Origin of the sequence: Lactobacillus isalae (assembly GCF_947539375.1) — a bacterium.
GTDB lineage: Bacteria > Bacillota > Bacilli > Lactobacillales > Lactobacillaceae > Lactobacillus > Lactobacillus isalae.
On record NZ_OX443569.1, the window covers coordinates 443,662 to 462,984 of the forward strand.

Sequence of the window (19,323 nt, forward strand, 5' to 3'; positions counted from 1 at the left end):
GTGGTTTTATGGTAAAATGGTAAAAGCATATGAGGAGGTAAATTTATGAGTCAAGTTAAGTACAAACGTATCATTTTAAAAGTTTCAGGTGAAGCTTTAGCCGGTGAGAAAGGAACTGGTATTAATCCAGAAGTTATTAAGCACTTGGCTGAAGAAATTAAGTCTGTTCACGACATGGGTGTTGAAATCGGCATTGTATGTGGCGGTGGAAATATGTGGCGCGGTGAAACAGGCGCAAACTTAGGTATGGAAAGAGCCCAAGCTGATTACATGGGAATGCTTGCTACTATTATGAACGGTTTGGCATTACAAGATGGGTTAGAAAACTTGGGTGTTCCAACACGTGTTCAAACATCAATTGAGATGCGTCAAATTGCTGAGCCATATATCCGTCGTAAGGCTGTTCGCCACTTAGAAAAGGGCCGTGTAGTTATTTTTGGTGGTGGTACTGGTAATCCTTACTTCTCGACTGATACTACCGCTGCATTGAGAGCAGCAGAAATTAACGCTGATGTAATTTTAATGGCTAAAAATGGTGTTGATGGGGTTTACTCAGCTGATCCTAAAGTTGATCCAAACGCTAAGAAATATTCTGAATTAACTCAACTTGATTTGATTTCTAAGAACTTAAAGGTAATGGATAGTACTGCTAGTTCATTATCTATGGATAACAATATTCCTTTGGTTGTCTTTAATGTTAACAAGCCTGGTAATATCAAGAAAGTTGTTATGGGCGAAAATATTGGTACTGTAATTAAGGGTGATAAATAATGGCTAATGAAGTAATTGAAAAAGCACAAGATAACATGAAAAAATCTATCGCTGTTTTCCAAAAGGAATTAGGCGGTATTCGTGCGGGCGTTGCTAATGCAAGCTTATTAGATGGAATTAAAGTTGATTATTATGGAGTTCCAACTCCCCTTACACAAATGTCTAGTGTAAGTATTCCTGAAGCACGTGTTTTAATGGTAACCCCATATGATAAATCAAGTTTAGATGATATTGAACATGCAATTTTAGCTTCTGATCTTGGTATTACACCAGCTAACGATGGTACTGTAATCAGAATTGTGATTCCACAATTGACTGGTGAACGTCGTCAAGAGATCGCTAAGCAAGTTGGTAAGTTAGCTGAAAAAGGAAAAATTGCTGTCCGCAATGTTCGTCGCGAAGCAATGGATACTTTGAAGCGTCAAGAAAAAGATGGCGATATTACTGAAGATGAACAACGTAGTTTAGAAAAACAAGTTCAAAAAGTAACAGATGATGCTACTAAGGAAATTGATAAGTTAGCTGACCAAAAGAGTCAAGAAATTACTCAAGGTTAATCTAGGACTTGATAAACTATGTCAGAAACGAAAAAACCACTTAATCATTTAGCCATAATTATGGATGGAAATGGTAGATGGGCTAAGAAAAGACATTTACCTCGTTTTGTGGGTCATCGTCATGGAATGGATAATATTCGAGATATTGCTCTTGCTGCAAATGAATTAGGCATAAAAGTTTTAACGCTTTATGCCTTTTCAACTGAAAATTGGGCACGACCTACTGATGAAGTGAATTATTTAATGAAATTACCAATCGACTTTTTCGATAAGTTTATGCCTGAATTAATGAAAAATAATGTTCGGGTAAACATCATGGGATTTGTAGATGAACTACCAGAAAAAACTTATTTAGTGACTCAAAAAGCAATGGCAGAAACTGCTCATAATACTGGAATGGTACTAAATTTTGCTTTCAATTATGGGTCTCGTCGAGAAATTACAGCCGGAGTTCAAGAAATTGCTCGTCAAGTAAAGGCAGGCAAAATTGATCCTAATGATATTGACGAAAAGATGGTTACCAATCACTTATTGACTCATCCACTTGCTCCATATGATGATCCTGATCTTTTAATTAGAACATCTGGAGAAGAACGTTTATCAAACTTTTTATTGTGGCAAATGGCTTATACTGAATTTAGTTTTTCGGATAAATTATGGCCTGATTTTGATAAAAATGATTTAGATGAATTAGTTAAAGACTATCAAGGACGTAATCGTCGATTTGGAAAAGTATAAAATTTATTAGAACTGTAGAAATTTAAATGAAACAACGTGTAATAACAGCTATTGTAGCTTTAATTTTATTTATTCCAATTGTTTTAATGGGTGGCATTTGGATTGATGTCCTCGTTTGTGCATTTGCAGCAGTTGGAATTAGCGAAATTTTTATTATGAAGAAACAAATTATTGTTTCTTGGGATTTTATATTGGCTTTATTAGCCACTTTAACTATGGCAGTGCCTGACTCATTCTTTAATTTCTTACCAGCATTTTTAAATAAATACGATATTTTCTATGTTTTCGTAATGCTTATGCTAGTAAGAACAGTTCTGTCAAAGAATAAAGTAACCTTTGATGATGCTGGAGTATATACTCTTGCCGCTTTATACATTGGTACTGGTTTTCACTTCATGGCGGCCATTAGAAATGCGCATCTTGGATTAGCAATTTTAGGCTATGTATTTGCTGTAGTTTGGTCAACTGATATTGCAGCTTATATGGTAGGACGTAAAATTGGAAAGCATAAATTATGGCCAGTTATTAGTCCCAATAAAACGTGGGAAGGATCAATTGGTGCAGTTATTTGTGCTGTAATTGTTGCAGCAATTTATGTTGCTTTAGTTCCAACTGGCAGAAACAATGTGATGATGATTGTGTTGGCTTTCTTCTTGTCAATTATTGGGCAAATGGGAGATTTGGTTGAATCAGCTTATAAACGCTTTTATGGAGTAAAAGATTCAGGCAAGATCCTGCCTGGACATGGAGGAATCCTAGATCGTTTCGACAGTATGCTTTTTGTATTACCTGTTGTTGCATTTATGGGTATTTTATAGGAGAACTACTGAATGAAAGGTATTTTAATCTTTCTAGTTGTTTTTGGGATACTTGTTTTTGTCCATGAATTTGGACATTTCATTGTTGCAAAAAAATGTGGTATTTTAGTTCGTGAGTTTTCAATTGGAATGGGACCAAAACTTTTTCAAAAAATGCGGGCTAAGACCACTTATACAATAAGATGGCTTCCATTAGGGGGATATGTTCGTTTAGCTGGTCCTGATGATGCTGCTAAAATTAATCCCGGCACTACTGTAATTTTGCAGTTAGATAAGCAAAATAAGGTAAAAAGAATTGATGCATCTGGTTCACAGATGCCAATTGAAGGAATTCCGGTTCAAGTTAATTCAGCTGATTTAGTGGATGATCTAACTATTCAGGGCTACGAGAACGGAAATGAAGATCAGCTTAAGACGTATTCTGTTGATCATGATGCGACTATTATTGAACAAAACGGAACTGAATTACTGATTGCACCGCGTGATACTCAATTTCAGGAAGCCAGTGTTGGTAAAAAGCTAGCAACTAATTTTGCTGGGCCATTTATGAACATTGTTTTAGGATTTATTGTATTTATTATTTGGTCTCTTGCAGCTCCAGGTGCTCCAACTACGACAGTTGGCAGTACAATTGCTAACGAGCCTGCTCAAGTTGCTGGAATTAAAGCTAATGATCAAATTATTGCAATTAATGATAAAAAGATCAGCAATTTTAATCAAATTGCGACTGAACTTGCTGAAAGTAAAGGTAAGAAAGTCGAAGTTACTGTAAAGAGAAATAATAAAGTTAAAGATTTTTCAATAAAGCCAAAAGCTAGAAAAATAGATGGTCAAACTGTTTATCAATTAGGCTTTTATGGCAAGCCTGACAGTAGTCTGGGAGCTAAAATAAAACGCGGCTGGGATACAAGCATTAATACAACAGGCTTAATATTTAATGCCGTCGGTAACTTATTTAGACATTTCAGTTTGAATAAGCTTTCTGGCCCTGTGGGAATTTACTCACAGACTGTTCAAGTTTCGAATATGGGCTTTACTTATTTACTAGCATTTTTAGCCATGATTTCTATCAATTTAGGAATTGTCAACTTAATTCCAATTCCCGGTTTAGATGGTGGAAAGCTGCTACTTAATTTAGTTCAGTTAGTTATTAGAAAACCAATTCCTGAAGATAAGGAAGCTATTGTAGATGTAATCGGTTTTGTCATTTTATTATTGCTTATTGTGGCAGTAACTGGAAATGATATTTATCGCTATTTTATTAAGTAAATTTTTGGAGGAATAAATGCGTCAATCAAAATTTTTTATGCCAACGTTAAAAGAGGCACCTTCTGATGCTGTAGCAAAAAGTCACCAATTAATGCTTAGAGGTGGTTATATTCGTCAGGTAACGGCGGGAGTATATGCATACTTACCTTTAGGTTACCGCGTATTGCGCAAGGCGGAAAATATTATTGAAGAAGAAATGGACAATATTAATGTACCTGAAATGATTATGCCTCATCTCTTGCCTGCTACTCTTTGGCAAGAATCTGGTCGTTATAAAAAATATGGCGCAGAAATGTTTAAACTTCAAGACCGTCATGGACGTGAAAGTTTGCTTGGTCCAACACACGAAGAAACTTTTACTGAAATTGTTGCTAAGAATTTAAAGAGTTACAAGCAAATGCCACTTGCTTTATACCAAATTCAAACTAAATTCCGTGATGAAAACCGTCCACGTTTCGGGTTGCTTCGTGGAAGAGAATTTGTGATGCTTGATGGCTACAGCTTTGCCGCAACTCGCGAACAATTAGATGAGCAATTTGATGATCAAAAGGGAGCATATTTAAAGATTTTTAATCGTGCTGGAGTAACTGTTCACCCAGTTATTGCGGATTCAGGTACAATGGGTGGAAAGAATTCAACAGAATTTCAAGCACCTGCTGCAATTGGTGAAGATACAATTGCTACCAATGAAAAGGGAACATATGCTGCTAACCTCGAAATGGCTAAAAGTATTGATACCTTTAAACAAGATCCAGAAGAAGCAAAAGAATTAAGTAAGGTATCTACTCCAGGCATGGACACAATTGAAAAGCTAGCTGACTTTCTTAAAGTTCCTGCAACTAGAATTGTTAAGAGCATTTTATACATTGCAGATGATCAAAAAGTTTTAGTTTTAATTCGTGGCGATAAAGAAATTAACGAAGTTAAGTTGGGTCACGTATTAGATGCTGATGAAGTTAGAACTGCAAATGCTGAGGAATTAGTAGAGATTACTGGTTCAGAAAAAGGCGGAGTTGGACCAATTGGCGCTGATTGGGCAGATAAGATCGTTGCTGATGAAACAGTTAAGGACTTATACAATGTAGTAGTTGGTGCAAATGAAACTGATTATCAATATCAAAACGCTAACTTGGACCGTGATTTTAAGGTTGATGAATTTGCTGATATTCGTACAGCAAATGAAGGTGAACCAGATCCAGTTGATCATTTGCCATTGAAATTTACTACAAGTATCGAAGTTGGTCATATTTTCAAATTAGGTACTTACTATACTGATACTATGGGTGCTGATTTCTTAGATAACAATGGTAAGGCTAAACCAGTAATCATGGGCTCTTACGGAATTGGTGTAACTAGAATGCTTTCAGCAGCCGTTGAACAACACTTAACTGAAAACGGAATTGCTTGGCCAAAGGAAATTGCTCCATTTGCTATTCATCTAATTCAAATGAAGATGAAAGATGAAACTCAAACTGAATTGGCCGAAAAACTTGAAAAAGAACTTTCAGCTAAGTATGATGTTTTATACGATGATAGAAATGAACGTCCAGGTGTTAAATTTAATGATGCTGATTTAGTAGGAGCACCATTGAGAATTACAATTGGTCGAAAAGCAAAAGATGGTATTGTAGAAGTAAAGCGTCCAACTGATGAAAAAGCTGTTGAAGTTAATATTTCTGATTTGGATGCTGTGATTGCAAAAGAGTTAGGATAATTTTTGTGACAAAAAAGAACGAACTTTTCAAAAAACTATTAGATCAAATTAAGTTTCCTGATAAGTTTGAAGATAACGATATTGTCCAAAATGGTGAAATTGAAAACGTGGATGTATACGCTAATGAAAGAAAGTGGCAAATCCACGTTTTTTTTGATACACCACTAGATTTTGAAACTTATCGTTCTCTTAATGAACTTATTCATCAAACTTTTGAGCCTTTTGTAAACGTTGAATTATTAGTTCAAACAAGAGATGGAAATAGTAAAAAATTACCATCATATTGGACTTATGCTATTCAAAATTCGACTAATCTAAAGCCAGCTGTCCGAGAATTTTTACAAGGACAAGCTCCACATTTAGAAAAAGAAAAATGGCTAATTCCAACCCAGAATAATGTTGTAAATGGATTACTTTCGGAGCAAGTTTTAGCCGAATTAAATAGCGAATTCAGACGCTACGGATTTTTTAATATTAAGTTCACTACTAAGGTTGATGAAACAAATATTGATGAAAATTTGAGAAGCTTAGAGCAAGTTCAAGCACAACATGAGTCTGCTATGCAGGAATTTTATGAGAAACAACCTGCTGAACCTAAGAAAAAGATGCCTGTTAAAAGTACGAGAATGGGCAGTAAAAAGGTTGATAAGAAGGCTAAGTTTATTCAGATTCAAGATTTGGAAGACGGAAGCGGAAATGTGGCTATTGAAGGACACATTTTTAATACCGATATTCACGAATTGAAGTCTGGAAGCGTAATATTTACAGGTGAAATAACTGACTATACTGATTCAATCAGTTTTAAGAAATTTGTTTCTGATAAAGACCAAATTGATTATTTGAAGGGAATTAAACCTGGTGTTTGGGCACGCATGCAAGGTTATGCAGCTGATGATCAATATCAGCATGATGTTGTTTTCAACATTCGAAACCTAGAGTTAATTGAACATAAGGGACGCGAAGAAAAATATGAAGGTGAAGAAAAAAGGGTTGAGCTTCATCTTCATACAAACATGAGTCAACTAGATGCAACAAGTACGGCTAGTGATTTTATTAAAACTGCGAAGAAATTTGGTCAAAAAGCAATTGCAATAACTGACCACGCCGATGTGCAAGCCTTCCCAGAAGCATATCATACTGGTGCAAGTGAAAAGATGAAGATCTTATACGGCTACGAAGCTAATATGATTGATGACCATGCCTTACTTGTGTTAAATCCTACAGAAATGGATTATCGTGATCGCGAATATGTAATTTTCGATGTTGAAACAACTGGTCTTTCATCTGTTTATGACACTATTATCGAAATTGGTGCAGTAAAAATGAAAAATGGGGAAGTGCTTGAAAGATTTGATGAATTTATCAATCCGCATCATCCCTTGAGTGATACCACTATTAATTTGACTTCGATTACTGATGAAATGGTTGGAGCAGCTGATGATGAGAAAGACGTCATCAAGAAATTTAAAGACTTTTATGGTGATCGTCCATTGTGTGGTCACAATGTTCAATTCGACGTTGGTTTTGTGAATGCTGCTTTGCGCCGTGCTGGTTTAGACGAAATTTCTCAGCCTGTTGTTGATACACTTGAGGTTTCAAGACTTTTACACCCTGAACAGACGCGTCACACGTTAGATTCTCTAGCCAAAAAATATAATGTGGTTTTGGAACATCACCACCGTGCCAACCAGGATGCCGAAGCAACTGGATATTTAATGTTTAAATTACTTGATGCTTTCAACGCTCGTTTCCATGAAGCAGATTTAGGGAAAATGAACGATTATGCTAAGTATGGTCAAGTTTACAAGAGAGCTAAACCCAGTCATATGAGTGTTCTTGCTTTAAACCAAGAGGGCTTAAAGAATATGTACAAACTTGTTTCACTGGCAAGTACTAAATACTTTTACCGCATTCCCAGAACACCTAAGTCTGAGCTAAGAAAATACCATAAAGGATTATTATTTGGCAGTGGATGCTGGCAAGGCGATGTATTCATTTCAATGATGCAAAAGGGATACGATGAAGCAAGAGAAAAGGCACGTTTTTATGACTATCTTGAAGTGCAACCACCAGCAGCTTATCAAACACTAATTGAAGACGATTTGATTAAGGATGAAGACGAGTTACATGAAATTATTCAGAATATTTATAAACTTGGTAAAGAACTAAATAAGCCCGTTGTAGCGACTGGAGATTCACATTATGTAGAACCTCACGAAGCAATTTATCGTAAAATTTTATTAGCGGCTCAAAAAGCAAATCCTAATCGAAATAAAAACTTACCTGATTTACATTTTTATTCAACTCAAGAGATGCTTGATGCCTTTAGTTTCTTAGGCGAAGATGTTGCTAAAGAAATTGTAATCGAGAATACAAATAAGCTAGCTGATCAAATTGAAGAAATCGCTCCAATTAAGAGTGGTTTATATCCTCCACATATTGAAAATGCAGATCAAGAAATGAAAGATCTGACCTACAATAAGGCTTACGAATTATATGGAAAGCCACTACCAAAGATTGTAGAAGATAGAATTGAGCTTGAATTGAATTCTATTATTTCAAATGGGTATGCCGTTATTTATTTGATTTCTCAACGACTCGTTGCTAAATCAAATAAAGATGGGTATTTAGTTGGTTCTCGTGGATCAGTTGGTTCTAGTTTAGTTGCGACAATGTCTGGAATTACTGAGGTTAATCCTTTGGCTCCGCATTATCGTTGTCCAAACTGTAAATATTCAAAGTTCTTTGAAAATGGTGAATATGGTTCTGGCTATGACTTACCAGACAAAAATTGTCCTAAATGTGGTACCCCTTTAGTTAAGGATGGACAAGATATTCCGTTTGCTACTTTCTTAGGTTTCCATGGAGACAAGGTTCCTGATATCGATTTGAACTTCTCTGGAGACTATCAGCCAGTGGCACATAACTATATTCGAGTTATGTTTGGACCTGACAATTCATTTAGGGCGGGAACTATTGCCACAGTTGCTGATAAGACTGCGTATGGATATGTTAAGCACTATGAAGATGAAAATGAATTGCATTTAAGAAATGCTGAGCTTGACCGTTTAGCTGCCGGCGCTTCAGGAGTGAAAAGAACCACGGGTCAGCACCCAGCGGGAATTGTTGTGGTTCCTGATGATATGGATATTTATGACTTTACTCCGGTTCAATATCCTGCTGATGACTTAAGTGCTGCTTGGCTTACAACACACTTTGATTTCCATTCTATTCACGATAATATTTTGAAGTTTGATATTCTGGGACACGATGATCCGACGATGATCAGAATGCTTCAAGATTTATCTGGAATTGACCCATTAACTATTCCACCTGACGATCCGGGTGTGATGTCACTATTTTCAAGCCCAGAAATTTTAGGAGTTACTCCTGAACAAATTCAATCAAAGACTGGAACCTTAGGTGTACCAGAATTTGGTACTAAATTTGTTAGAGGGATGCTTGAAGAAACTAAGCCGACAACTTTCTCAGAATTGTTGCAGATTTCAGGCTTGTCACACGGGACGGACGTATGGTTAGGAAATGCAGAAGATTTAATTAATAACGGTACTTGCAAACTAAAGAACGTAATTGGTTGTCGTGACAACATCATGATGGACTTGATTCACTGGGGAGTAAAACCAGAAGTTGCTTTCTTTACAATGGAATCTGTGCGTCACGGTAAGGGAATTAGTGATGAAAATATGGAAATCTTGAAGAAGAATGATAAGATCCCTGACTGGTATATTCCTTCTTGTTTAAAGATTAAGTATATGTTCCCTAAGGCCCATGCGACTGCTTATATTTTGATGGCTCTTAGAATTGCTTGGTTTAAAGTCTATTATCCTGTAATTTACTATGCTTCATACTTTTCTGTTCGTGCTGATTTATTTGATTTAGTAGCGATGAGTCATGGAAAGAACACGGTTAAAGCAGCAATGAAGGAAATTCAGGATAAGGGAATGGATGTTTCTGCTAAGGATAAATCATTACTTACTGTTCTTGAAATTGCCAATGAATGTTTAGAGCGTGGAATTAAAATTAAAATGGTTGATGTTAATGAATCAGAAGCAACTGACTTTAAGATTATTGATGATCATACTATTTTGGCTCCATTTAATGCTGTTCCAGGTTTAGGTGATAATGCTGCAAAACAAATTGTTGCTGCACGTGCAGAACAAAAATTCCTTTCAAAGGAAGATCTTGCAACTCGTGGAAAAGTATCACAAACAATTATGGAATACTTTGAAAACAATGGTGTTCTTGAAGGAATGCCAGATCAAAACCAGTTATCACTATTTTAGTGTGATAATTTACAAATAACCGTAAATATGCTATTCTAAGAACGAAGTTCGAATAGCAAATTCGAGTGAGCAGCAATGCTCACTCTTTTTATTACGGAGGAAGAGATTTGACAAAAGTTACCGAATTGGTGGCAGACGTAGTTACGCCTTTAGCTGAGGCACGAGGCGATGAACTGGTCGATGTTGAATATGTAAAGGAAAAGAAGCAATATTATCTTCGCATTTATGTTGATCGTCGCCCAGGCGGAATTGATATTGAAGAGATCGCAAATTTAAGTGAATTGGTATCAGAAAAACTAGATGAATTAGATCCTGATCCTTTTCCTGAGCCGTATATTTTAGAGCTTTCATCTCCTGGTTTAGAGCGCCCAATCAAAAATGAAAAAGATTGGGAGCGCGCCAAAGGATCATACATTCATGTTAGTCTTTATCAAAAAATTGATGGTGAAAAGACTTTTGAAGGTACTTTAAAAGATCTCAATCAAGATCAGATCGTCTTAGAAGTAAAGATCAAAACACGACGCAAAGAAATAACAATCCCTAGAAATGTGATTGCATCTAGTCGCTTTGCAGTTGAATTTTAGAAAGGATGATCAAAAACTTATGTCTAAAGAAATGGTGGAAGCCTTTGCAACCTTAGAAAAAGAAAAAGGCATTAAGCAAGAAGTTATTGTTGATGCAATTAAGGCTGCTTTAGTCGCTGCATATAAAAAGAATTATAATCAAGCTCAAAATGTAGAAGTTGTTTTTGATGAAAAAAAGGGTAACTTCAAGGTTAACGCAATCAAGACAGTTGTAGATGAAGTTCAAGATAGCCGTCTTGAAGTAAGTCTTAAAGATGCTCTTGAGATTAACCGTGCTTATGAAGTTGGCGATGAGATTCGCTTTGAAGTAACACCTAAGGACTTTGGTCGTTTAGCTGCTCAAACTGCTAAGCAAGTAATCATGCAACGTTTACGTGAAGCTGAAAGAGAACACATTATTAGTGAATACTCTCAATATAAAGACGAGATTGTTACAGGTACAGTTGAAAGACGCGATAATCGCTTTGTTTATGTGAAAATTGGAAATGTAGAAGCTGTAATGCCTCATAACGATCAATTACCAGGTGAAAATTACAACCCTCAAGATAAGGTTCGTGTTTTAGTAACTAGAGTAGGTTCTGATTCAAAAGGAGCTCAAATTACTGTTTCTAGAACTGCACCTGATTTAGTAAAGCGTCTTTTTGAACAAGAAGTTCCAGAAGTTTATGATGGAACTGTTGAAATTGTATCAATTGCTCGCGAAGCTGGAGACAGAACTAAGATTGCTGTTAAGAGCAATGATCCAGATATTGATCCTGTTGGTACTCTCGTAGGACCAAAAGGTGCTCGTGTCCAAAATATTGTTAATGAATTGGGCGGAGAAAATATCGACGTTGTAAAATACGAAGAAAATCCATCTGACTTTATTGCTAATGCTTTAAATCCTGCAGAAGTAATTGCGGTTCAATTTAGCGGGGATGAAGACGATAAAAATGCCTTGGTAATTGTTCCTGATTATCAATTATCTTTAGCTATTGGTAAGCGTGGTCAAAACGTACGTCTTGCTGCTCGTTTAACTGGCTATAAGATTGACATTAAACCTGAATCTCAAGTTGAATTTGTTGATTCTGATGGTGATGACGTCGAAGCAGATCAAGATACTGATAATAACGAAGTATCAAGTGAAGAAACACCAGAATCTATTGCTGAACAAATTGAAGATGATCCAAGCGATGAATTTCCAAATGGAGAAGATGTAGATTCAGCTTTAGATGATGATGCAGATAAAGATGAGGAATAGGTGACTTTCTTTGAAAAAAAGAAAAATTCCAATGCGTAAGGACTTATTAACTAATACTATGCAACCTAAAAAAGAATTGGTACGTGTAGTTGTTGATAAAGACAAAAATATCTCGGTTGATCCAACTGGAAAGAAGTCAGGTAGAGGGGCTTATGTATCTTTAGAACCTGATAAAATTGCTCAAGCACAAAAGAATCAAGTTTTAGAAAAAAGCTTGGGTGTTAAAGTTTCAGCTGATTTTTATGATGACCTTTATGCATATGTTGATCATCAAAAAGCAAGAAAAGAATTGTTTGGTGATAAATAATTTTGCAAAACAAACAAAAAACTTTAAATTTACTTGGATTAGCACAAAAAGCTGATAAATTAGCAACTGGATTTGATGCAGTAAAAATATCTTTAAGTAAAAATCAAGCAAAATTGGTTTTTATTGGTAATGACGTTAGTCAAAATACTAAAGATAAAATTAATTTCCTTATGCGAAAAAAGGATATCCCACTAGTTGATATCTTTTCTAGTGCCGAAATAACGCAGGCTCTTGGAAAAGAAAGAAAACTAGTTTCCGTTACAGATCCAGGCTTCAGCAAGGCAATGATAAAGAATTTAAACGAAGGAGTGTGATTTGATGGCTAAAAAGCGTATTTATGAAGTAGCGAAAGAATTAGACATTGAAAACAAAATTGTTGTAAAAAAGGCACAAGATTTGGGTTTTGATGTAAAAAGCCACATGTCCTCCCTAGATGATAAGCAAGTTTCTAAGTTAGTAGATAGTTTTAAGTCTGCTAATAATACTAAGCCATCTACTGAAAAGGATTCTAAAAATTCAAGTCGTAAAGAAAAAACTAAAATAAAGGTTTCTGTAGGTGCAATTCGTCGCCGTGATAATAAAGATGATCGCGACAACCGTCACAGTAATAATAAACACAGAAACAATAAGTTTAAGAAGCAACAAAACGAACGTCGCGCTGGTGAAGAAAGAAAACAAAATTCTGCTAAGCCAGCAGCGCGTGATTTGTTAAGTAAATTTAAAAAGAAGCAAAGAGCTGAAGCTAGTGAATTAAATGCTCAGACCGAAGCTTCTCGCCGTAAATGGCATCAAGAACAAAATCCTCAAAGATCAAAGGTTAAAAAAGTGGAAAATACTCGTAAGCCAAAAGAAGAAAAACTCGAAGGAGCTGCAGCTGTAAAAGCTCGTGTTCAAGCTTCACAAAAACCAGTTGGTCCTAAGATTATTAAGCCATCCCCAGCAAGAAACAAGGCTAAGAGACCTACTGTAAAAAAGGTAGAACCTATTGCACCAGTTGTGCCAGCTCCTCAAAAAGAAGAAACCAAGCCAACTCGTAAAAAAGACTTTACTCGTAAGAAGCGTGAAGTTCCAGATTATGAACGTGAAAGAAGCGAACATTCTGATAAAGCACGTCGCCGTAGAAATAAGAAGAACAAACGCATTAATCAAAGTAAAGAAGTAAAGAAGCAACCAACCCAAAGAAAGGAACGTCCATTGCCAGAAACATTAGTTTATGAAGAAGGCATGAATGCTCAAGATTTAGGAAAACTTCTTCATAGAGAACCAGCAGAAATTGTTAAAAAACTATTTATGCTAGGTGTTATGACTAACCAAAACCAATCTTTAGATAAAGATACTATTGAACTATTAGCAGCTGAATATGGTATCGAAGCTGAAGAAAAGGTGCACGAAGATATTTCTGATATTGATACTTTGTACACTAAGGAAATGGAAGAATCAAAGGCTTCTAAGCATCAAGAAAAGCGTCCACCAGTTGTTACAATTATGGGACACGTTGACCATGGTAAAACCACTTTGCTTGATAGATTACGTCATACTAACGTATCTGAACATGAAGCTGGTGGTATTACTCAGAAGATTGGTGCTTACCAAGTAAGAATTGATGATCGTTTGATTACTTTCTTGGATACTCCAGGACACGCTGCCTTTTCTAACATGCGTGCTCGTGGTGCAGAGATTACTGATATTGTTATTCTTGTAGTTGCAGCTGATGATGGTGTAATGCCACAGACAATTGAAGCTATTGACCACGCCAAGAGCGCAGGTGTTCCAATTATTGTTGCAGTTAACAAGATTGATAAGCCAGGCGCAAACCCAGATCATGTTATGGAACAACTTATGAAATATGGTTTAGTTCCTGAAGATTGGGGTGGAGATACAATCTTTGTTAAGATTTCTGCAAAGACTGGTAAGAATGTTGAAGAATTATTACAAATGATCTTACTCCAAGCTGATGTTATGGAACTTAAGGCTGACCCAGATCAAAAAGCAATTGGTACTGTAATTGAAGCTCGTCTTGATAAAGGCCGTGGTTCAGTAGCCGATATCTTAGTTCAACAGGGTACATTAAAGGTCGGAGATCCAATTGTTGTTGGTGACACATTTGGTCGTGTTCGTGTTATGACTAACGACAAGGGACGCCGAGTTAAGAAGGCAACCCCATCTACTCCTGTTGAAATTACTGGTTTAAACGATGTTCCTGAAGCAGCTGATAAGTTAGTTGTCTTTGATGATGAAAAGACTGCTAGAAGCGTCGGTGAACAACGTGCCAAGAATGCCTTGGAAAAACAACGTGAAAATGTACAACATGTTACTTTGGACAACTTGTTTGATACAATGAAGAAAGAGAACATGAAGGAAGTTGACATTGTTCTTAAGGCTGATGTTCAGGGTTCTGCGGAAGCATTGCAACAATCTCTTGAAAAGATTGAAGTTGAAGGTGTAAGAGTTAATATTATTCACTCTGGTGTTGGTGCAATTAATGAATCTGATGTTACTTTAGCTGGTGCTTCAAATGCATTTATTGTTGGGTTTAATGTTAGACCAACTAATACTGCCAAGAGCCAAGCAGATACTGAAGGTGTAGATATTCGTCTCTACAACATCATTTACAAGGTTATGGATGATGTTGAAGCTGCCATGAAGGGTATGCTTGAACCAACATACGAGGAAAAGGTTACTGGAAACTTAACTGTTCGTGAAACTTGGAAGGTATCTAAGATTGGTACAATCGCTGGTGCTTTTGTTGACAATGGATATGTTACTAGAGACTCTGGCATCCGTGTAATTCGTGACGGTATTGTTAAGTATGATGGAAAAGTTGCATCTCTTAAGCGTTTCAAGGATGACGTTAAAGAAGTTAAACAAGGATTTGATTGTGGTATCACAATTGAAAACTTCAACGATATCAAGGTTGACGATCAACTTGAAGCATATGAAATGCAAGAGGTACCTGTTAAATAGGCATCTTTTTTCACAAAAAGGAGCTTAATTATGAAACATAGAATTGGTCGCGTAGAAGGCGAAATTTTACGTGAGTTAACTAAGATTTTACGTAAAGATATTCGTGATCCACGTTTGAGTGATCTTACTATCACAGCTGTAGAATGTACAAATGATTTATCATATGCAACTGTATACTACAGTTTGTTGACGGAAGATCCAGCAAAGGAAAAGGAAGTAGCTGAGGGACTTGATAAAGCAAAAGGAATGATGCGTCACTTGCTTGGTCAAACTTTGACTGTTTATAAAGTTCCTGAGTTAATTTTTAAACGTGATACTTCTGTTGCTTATGGTTCAAAGATTGATAATTTAATCAACCAAGTAAAGAAGCAAGATCAAGAACGTGAAAATAAAAATAAGTAAAAAGGCGCCGAAAGGCGTCTTTTATTTTGGAGATAGTATATGCTAAACGGAATTGTAGTAGTAAATAAACCACGCGGTGTAACGAGCAGTGATTGTGTTTATAAATTGAGAAAAATACTTCAAATTAGAAAAATTGGCCATGCTGGCACGCTTGATCCTGAAGTAAATGGTGTCTTGCCAATCGCAATCGGGCAAGCAACTAAATTAATTGAATTAATGCATGAAAAGCCAAAATCTTATATCGGAAGTGGAATGTTTGGTCGTGCTACTGATAGCTATGATTTAGATGGAAAAACAATTGCTGAGGAAAAAATCGTTACGCCATTTACGAGTAATCAAATTATTGATGGAATGAAAAAGTTAACTGGAAAACTTGAACAGGTGCCACCAATTTATTCGGCGGTAAGAGTAAACGGTAAAAGGCTATATGAGTATGCAAGAGAAAATATCCCGGTCGAACGTCCTAAAAGAAAAGTAAATGTTTATAACTATGAACTAACACAAGATCCAGAATATGATCCATTAGAAAAAACAGAAAGCTTTGATTTTGCAATACGTTGTTCTAAGGGAACGTATGTAAGATCTCTTGTGAATGATCTTGGAGAAGAATTAGGAGTACCAGCTGTAATGACTAGTCTCACTCGAACTAGCAGTTCAGGCTATGATTTAAGCCAGGCAGTAGATTTAGAAACAATTGAAGCAGAAAGAGATACTCCTGAAAAGTGGCTTCAGCCAATAGATAGTTTCTTCGTTGATTTACCTCAACTTCAAATATCACCGGACCAATTTAAACGAGTTTCAAATGGAGCAAGTATTAAATTAAATACTAGTTATGCTAAAGTTGCTTTAGTTTATAATGGTCGTATAAAGGCTATTTATCAGCGACAAGGAAAAATTTATCGCCCAGAAATGATGCTTTTAAAAAATGAATAGCGAGAGTAAAAGATGAAAGTAATAACCTTAGATTATCCGATTACTGCACCTATCACGAATAAAAAGGTAATCTTAACACTAGGTTTTTTTGATGGGGTGCATATTGGACATCAGAAACTTATTAAGGATGCTAAATTAATAGCAGAAGAAAAACAATTACCGCTAATGGTAATGACTTTTGATAAACATCCTAAAGAAATATATAAAAATGATCATAAATTTGTCTATTTAGAAACAGCCCATGAAAAAGAGCAAAAGATGAAAAAGCTGGGAGTAGACTATTTAGTTATTATCAAATTTACTAAAGAATTTAGTCAGCTTTCTCCTCAAGACTTTGTAGATCAAGTAATTATGAAACTCAATGCAGATACTGTGGTAGTTGGCTTTGATTATACCTATGGTCCAAAAGATATCGCTAATGTAGAGAATCTTCCTAAATTTGCACAAGACAGATTTCAAATCATGGTGGAGCCGAAGCAATCTATTGATAAGATTAAAGTTAGTTCTACTTATATTAGAAAGGCGATTCAGCATGGTAATGTTGAACTAGCTGCAGCCTTGCTTGGACAGCCTTATGAAACTTCCGGCATCATTGTTCATGGCTTTAGAAGAGGGCACAAAATAGGATTTCCAACTGCTAATCTTGAAATTTCGGGTGCAAAAGTTTTACCAGCTGAGGGAGTGTATGCAACTAAGGCTAAAATAAATGGAAAATGGCATGATGCTATGACTAGTGTTGGTTATAATGAAACTTTTAAAACAAACCACGGCTTAACAATTGAAACTAACATCTTCAATTTCGACGAAGAAGCCTATGGTAAGCCTTTAACTTTAGCTTGGTATAAATTTATGCGTTCAAATAAAAAATTCTCTGGAATAGAAGAATTGTCACGTCAATTAGATCAAGATAAACGAAATATTAAGCAATATTTCTATGACTTAGAAAAATAATTAATTAATTATCATTATCTTTTTATAGTTAATGTGATAAAATATTTTTATCAATTGAAATCTAATGAAAGAGGGTTACGCCATTGCGTTTTTAATCTTGCAAAATAGCATAGTTGAATTTTAATAATTATTTTCTCTTTTATGAGGAACGACTGTGCACTTTTGACAAGATTAAACGTAGATGGGATACCTTCTTTTTTTGCTTAACGAGGAGAAAGTCTACATTTGTCAAAAGTGTAGGCTTTTTTCGTGAGGTGATTACATGAGTAACATTAAGATTTCAAATCTTTCTTTTAAATATTCTGACAGTATTGAAAATATTTTTAATAATTTAAACTTAGACTTGGATAGCAGTTGGAAACTAGGACTTATTGGCAGAAATGGAAGAGGAAAAACAACTTTTTTGGATCTGTTACGAGGAAAATTACAGGGAACAGGAGCAATCCAATCTAAGCTTGAATTTAATTACTTTCCTCTTAATGTAAAAAACAAGGAACAATTGACTCTTTATGCTTTAGAAGAACAAGTTCAATTTGATCAATGGGAACTTGAGCTTGAGTTAAATTTAATGAAAGTAGACACTAATCTTATTTGGCAACCCTTTAATACTCTAAGCGGAGGAGAACAGACTAAAGTTTTATTAGCTCTATCTTTTATTAATAGGGATGCTTTTCCTCTTATTGATGAGCCAACTAATCATTTAGACGAAGAGTCACGAAAACAAGTAGTAGAATATTTGCATCATCATTCTAACGGCTATATTGTGGTTAGTCATGACCGAGAATTCTTAAATCAAATAACTGACCATATCCTTGCAATTGAAAATACAGAGATTCATTTATATCAAGGAAATTTTGCTAGTTATGAAGACACTAAAGAAAAACGAGATAAATTTAACCAACAGAGAAATGAGAAACTTCGTGGTCAAATTAAGACTCTAGATGAAAGTAGACAACGAATCAAGGGCTATTCTCTTCAATCAGAAAATAATAAAAAAGCTAGTGCGCATAAGAATGAAATTCATGCAGATATTAACAAGGGATTTTTTGGTCATAAGGCTGCTAAAATAATGAAAGGATCTAAGAATGTTGAAAGAAGAATGAACAAGGACATTCAAGACAGAAAAGGCTTGATGACCAATGTTGAATCTATACCAGATTTAGAGATGAATTTTCAGCCAAATTATCATTCGACTTTATTAGAAACACGGCATTTAGATCTGAAAGTTCAAGATAAAAATTTATTTAAAGATTTAAACTTAATTGTCGAAAATCAAGGAATTGTTTCTCTTGAAGGTAAAAACGGATCGGGAAAGTCTACTTTTTTAAAAAGCATTTTAAATAAAAGCGCAGATGTAAATTATCAAGGAATTTTAAGTTTAACTAGTGGCTTAAAAATTTCATATTTGCCACAAAATTTTGTTGAATATTCAGGCACTTTAGTAGAATTTGCTCACAAAGAGCATTTGTCTTATGAGCAGATGCTTAATATGCTTAAAAAAATGGGCTTTCCTAGAGAAAGTTTTCATACAAGAATTGAAGAAATGAGTATGGGACAGCAAAAGAGGGTTGCAATTGCCAAATCGCTTGTCGAAGATGCAGATTTTTATTTATGGGATGAGCCTGCTAACTACTTAGATGTATTTAACCAAGATCAATTAATCAATATTTTGAAAAAGACTAGGCCAGCGATGCTATTAGTAGAGCATGATGAGTATTTCATTAGTCAAGTTGCAAATAAAAGAATAAAATTAAATATAAAAGATTAGTTA

At 35.5% G+C, this 19,323-nt stretch carries 16 protein-coding genes; all 16 read left to right on the plus strand.

Going from position 1 to position 19,323, the window contains the following annotated elements; genetic code table 11:
- Positions 1-45 precede the first annotated feature (45 nt).
- The 16 genes from pyrH to abc-f all read left to right on the plus strand — a co-directional run bounded on the left by pyrH (position 46) and on the right by abc-f (position 19,320).
- Complete coding sequence (gene pyrH / locus QM512_RS02100; protein ID WP_004895268.1) at positions 46-771, plus strand: UMP kinase; 726 nt, start codon at positions 46-48, stop codon at positions 769-771.
- Complete coding sequence (gene frr / locus QM512_RS02105; protein ID WP_282805884.1) at positions 771-1,328, plus strand: ribosome recycling factor; 558 nt, start codon at positions 771-773, stop codon at positions 1,326-1,328. The genes pyrH and frr overlap by 1 nt, the downstream gene beginning before the upstream one ends.
- Positions 1,329-1,346: 18 nt before the next feature.
- On the plus strand, positions 1,347-2,066 hold the full coding sequence (locus QM512_RS02110) for an isoprenyl transferase (RefSeq protein ID WP_282805885.1): 720 nt from the start codon (positions 1,347-1,349) through the stop codon (positions 2,064-2,066).
- A gap of 26 nt (positions 2,067-2,092) precedes the next feature.
- Complete coding sequence (locus QM512_RS02115; protein ID WP_282805886.1) at positions 2,093-2,884, plus strand: phosphatidate cytidylyltransferase; 792 nt, start codon at positions 2,093-2,095, stop codon at positions 2,882-2,884.
- Positions 2,885-2,896: 12 nt separating this feature from the next.
- Positions 2,897-4,153 carry an RIP metalloprotease RseP gene (gene rseP / locus QM512_RS02120; protein ID WP_282805887.1) on the plus strand — a complete coding sequence of 419 codons (1,257 nt, stop codon included), beginning with the start codon at positions 2,897-2,899 and terminating at the stop codon, positions 4,151-4,153.
- Positions 4,154-4,169: 16 nt separating this feature from the next.
- A complete protein-coding gene (locus tag QM512_RS02125) occupies positions 4,170-5,867 on the plus strand; it encodes a proline--tRNA ligase (RefSeq protein ID WP_282805888.1) in 1,698 nt (565 codons plus the stop codon).
- Positions 5,868-5,872: 5 nt separating this feature from the next.
- The gene (locus QM512_RS02130) at positions 5,873-10,171 is read left to right on the plus strand and encodes a PolC-type DNA polymerase III (RefSeq protein ID WP_282805889.1); all 4,299 of its coding nucleotides are present in this window, start codon (positions 5,873-5,875) and stop codon (positions 10,169-10,171) included.
- Between the two features lie 107 nt (positions 10,172-10,278).
- Entirely contained in the window at positions 10,279-10,755 is a 477-nt protein-coding gene (rimP, locus tag QM512_RS02135; protein ID WP_282805890.1) for a ribosome maturation factor RimP, read from the plus strand.
- Positions 10,756-10,774: 19 nt separating this feature from the next.
- Entirely contained in the window at positions 10,775-11,995 is a 1,221-nt protein-coding gene (gene nusA, locus QM512_RS02140; protein WP_282805891.1) for a transcription termination factor NusA, read from the plus strand.
- A gap of 10 nt (positions 11,996-12,005) precedes the next feature.
- On the plus strand, positions 12,006-12,302 hold the full coding sequence (gene rnpM, locus QM512_RS02145) for an RNase P modulator RnpM (RefSeq protein WP_057718418.1): 297 nt from the start codon (positions 12,006-12,008) through the stop codon (positions 12,300-12,302).
- A gap of 2 nt (positions 12,303-12,304) precedes the next feature.
- Positions 12,305-12,616, plus strand: coding sequence for a L7Ae/L30e/S12e/Gadd45 family ribosomal protein (locus tag QM512_RS02150; protein WP_282805892.1), 312 nt, complete (start codon positions 12,305-12,307; stop codon positions 12,614-12,616).
- Positions 12,617-12,620: 4 nt separating this feature from the next.
- The gene (gene infB, locus QM512_RS02155; RefSeq protein WP_282805893.1) at positions 12,621-15,266 is read left to right on the plus strand and encodes a translation initiation factor IF-2; all 2,646 of its coding nucleotides are present in this window, start codon (positions 12,621-12,623) and stop codon (positions 15,264-15,266) included.
- A 30-nt stretch (positions 15,267-15,296) separates the two neighbouring features.
- Positions 15,297-15,668 carry a ribosome-binding factor A gene (locus QM512_RS02160; protein ID WP_282805894.1) on the plus strand — a complete coding sequence of 124 codons (372 nt, stop codon included), beginning with the start codon at positions 15,297-15,299 and terminating at the stop codon, positions 15,666-15,668.
- Positions 15,669-15,707: 39 nt separating this feature from the next.
- The gene (gene truB, locus QM512_RS02165; protein WP_282805895.1) at positions 15,708-16,601 is read left to right on the plus strand and encodes a tRNA pseudouridine(55) synthase TruB; all 894 of its coding nucleotides are present in this window, start codon (positions 15,708-15,710) and stop codon (positions 16,599-16,601) included.
- A 12-nt stretch (positions 16,602-16,613) separates the two neighbouring features.
- The gene (gene ribF, locus QM512_RS02170) at positions 16,614-17,552 is read left to right on the plus strand and encodes a riboflavin biosynthesis protein RibF (protein ID WP_282805896.1); all 939 of its coding nucleotides are present in this window, start codon (positions 16,614-16,616) and stop codon (positions 17,550-17,552) included.
- A 262-nt stretch (positions 17,553-17,814) separates the two neighbouring features.
- Complete coding sequence (gene abc-f / locus QM512_RS02175; protein ID WP_282805897.1) at positions 17,815-19,320, plus strand: ribosomal protection-like ABC-F family protein; 1,506 nt, start codon at positions 17,815-17,817, stop codon at positions 19,318-19,320.
- Positions 19,321-19,323: the final 3 nt, after the last annotated feature.

Excerpts from the sequence above, each read along its gene's own strand:
- QM512_RS02160 (WP_282805894.1), top strand. The coding sequence starts at position 15,297 with ATGAAACATAGAATTGGTCGCGTAGAAGGCGAAATTTTACGTGAGTTA.
- QM512_RS02125 (WP_282805888.1), top strand. The coding sequence starts at position 4,170 with ATGCGTCAATCAAAATTTTTTATGCCAACGTTAAAAGAGGCACCTTCT.
- truB (WP_282805895.1), top strand. The coding sequence starts at position 15,708 with ATGCTAAACGGAATTGTAGTAGTAAATAAACCACGCGGTGTAACGAGC.
- infB (WP_282805893.1), top strand. The coding sequence starts at position 12,621 with ATGGCTAAAAAGCGTATTTATGAAGTAGCGAAAGAATTAGACATTGAA.
- QM512_RS02115 (WP_282805886.1), top strand. The coding sequence starts at position 2,093 with ATGAAACAACGTGTAATAACAGCTATTGTAGCTTTAATTTTATTTATT.
- QM512_RS02110 (WP_282805885.1), top strand. The coding sequence starts at position 1,347 with ATGTCAGAAACGAAAAAACCACTTAATCATTTAGCCATAATTATGGAT.
- abc-f (WP_282805897.1), top strand. The coding sequence starts at position 17,815 with ATGAGTAACATTAAGATTTCAAATCTTTCTTTTAAATATTCTGACAGT.
- ribF (WP_282805896.1), top strand. The coding sequence starts at position 16,614 with ATGAAAGTAATAACCTTAGATTATCCGATTACTGCACCTATCACGAAT.
- rseP (WP_282805887.1), top strand. The coding sequence starts at position 2,897 with ATGAAAGGTATTTTAATCTTTCTAGTTGTTTTTGGGATACTTGTTTTT.
- nusA (WP_282805891.1), top strand. The coding sequence starts at position 10,775 with ATGTCTAAAGAAATGGTGGAAGCCTTTGCAACCTTAGAAAAAGAAAAA.
- frr (WP_282805884.1), top strand. The coding sequence starts at position 771 with ATGGCTAATGAAGTAATTGAAAAAGCACAAGATAACATGAAAAAATCT.
- pyrH (WP_004895268.1), top strand. The coding sequence starts at position 46 with ATGAGTCAAGTTAAGTACAAACGTATCATTTTAAAAGTTTCAGGTGAA.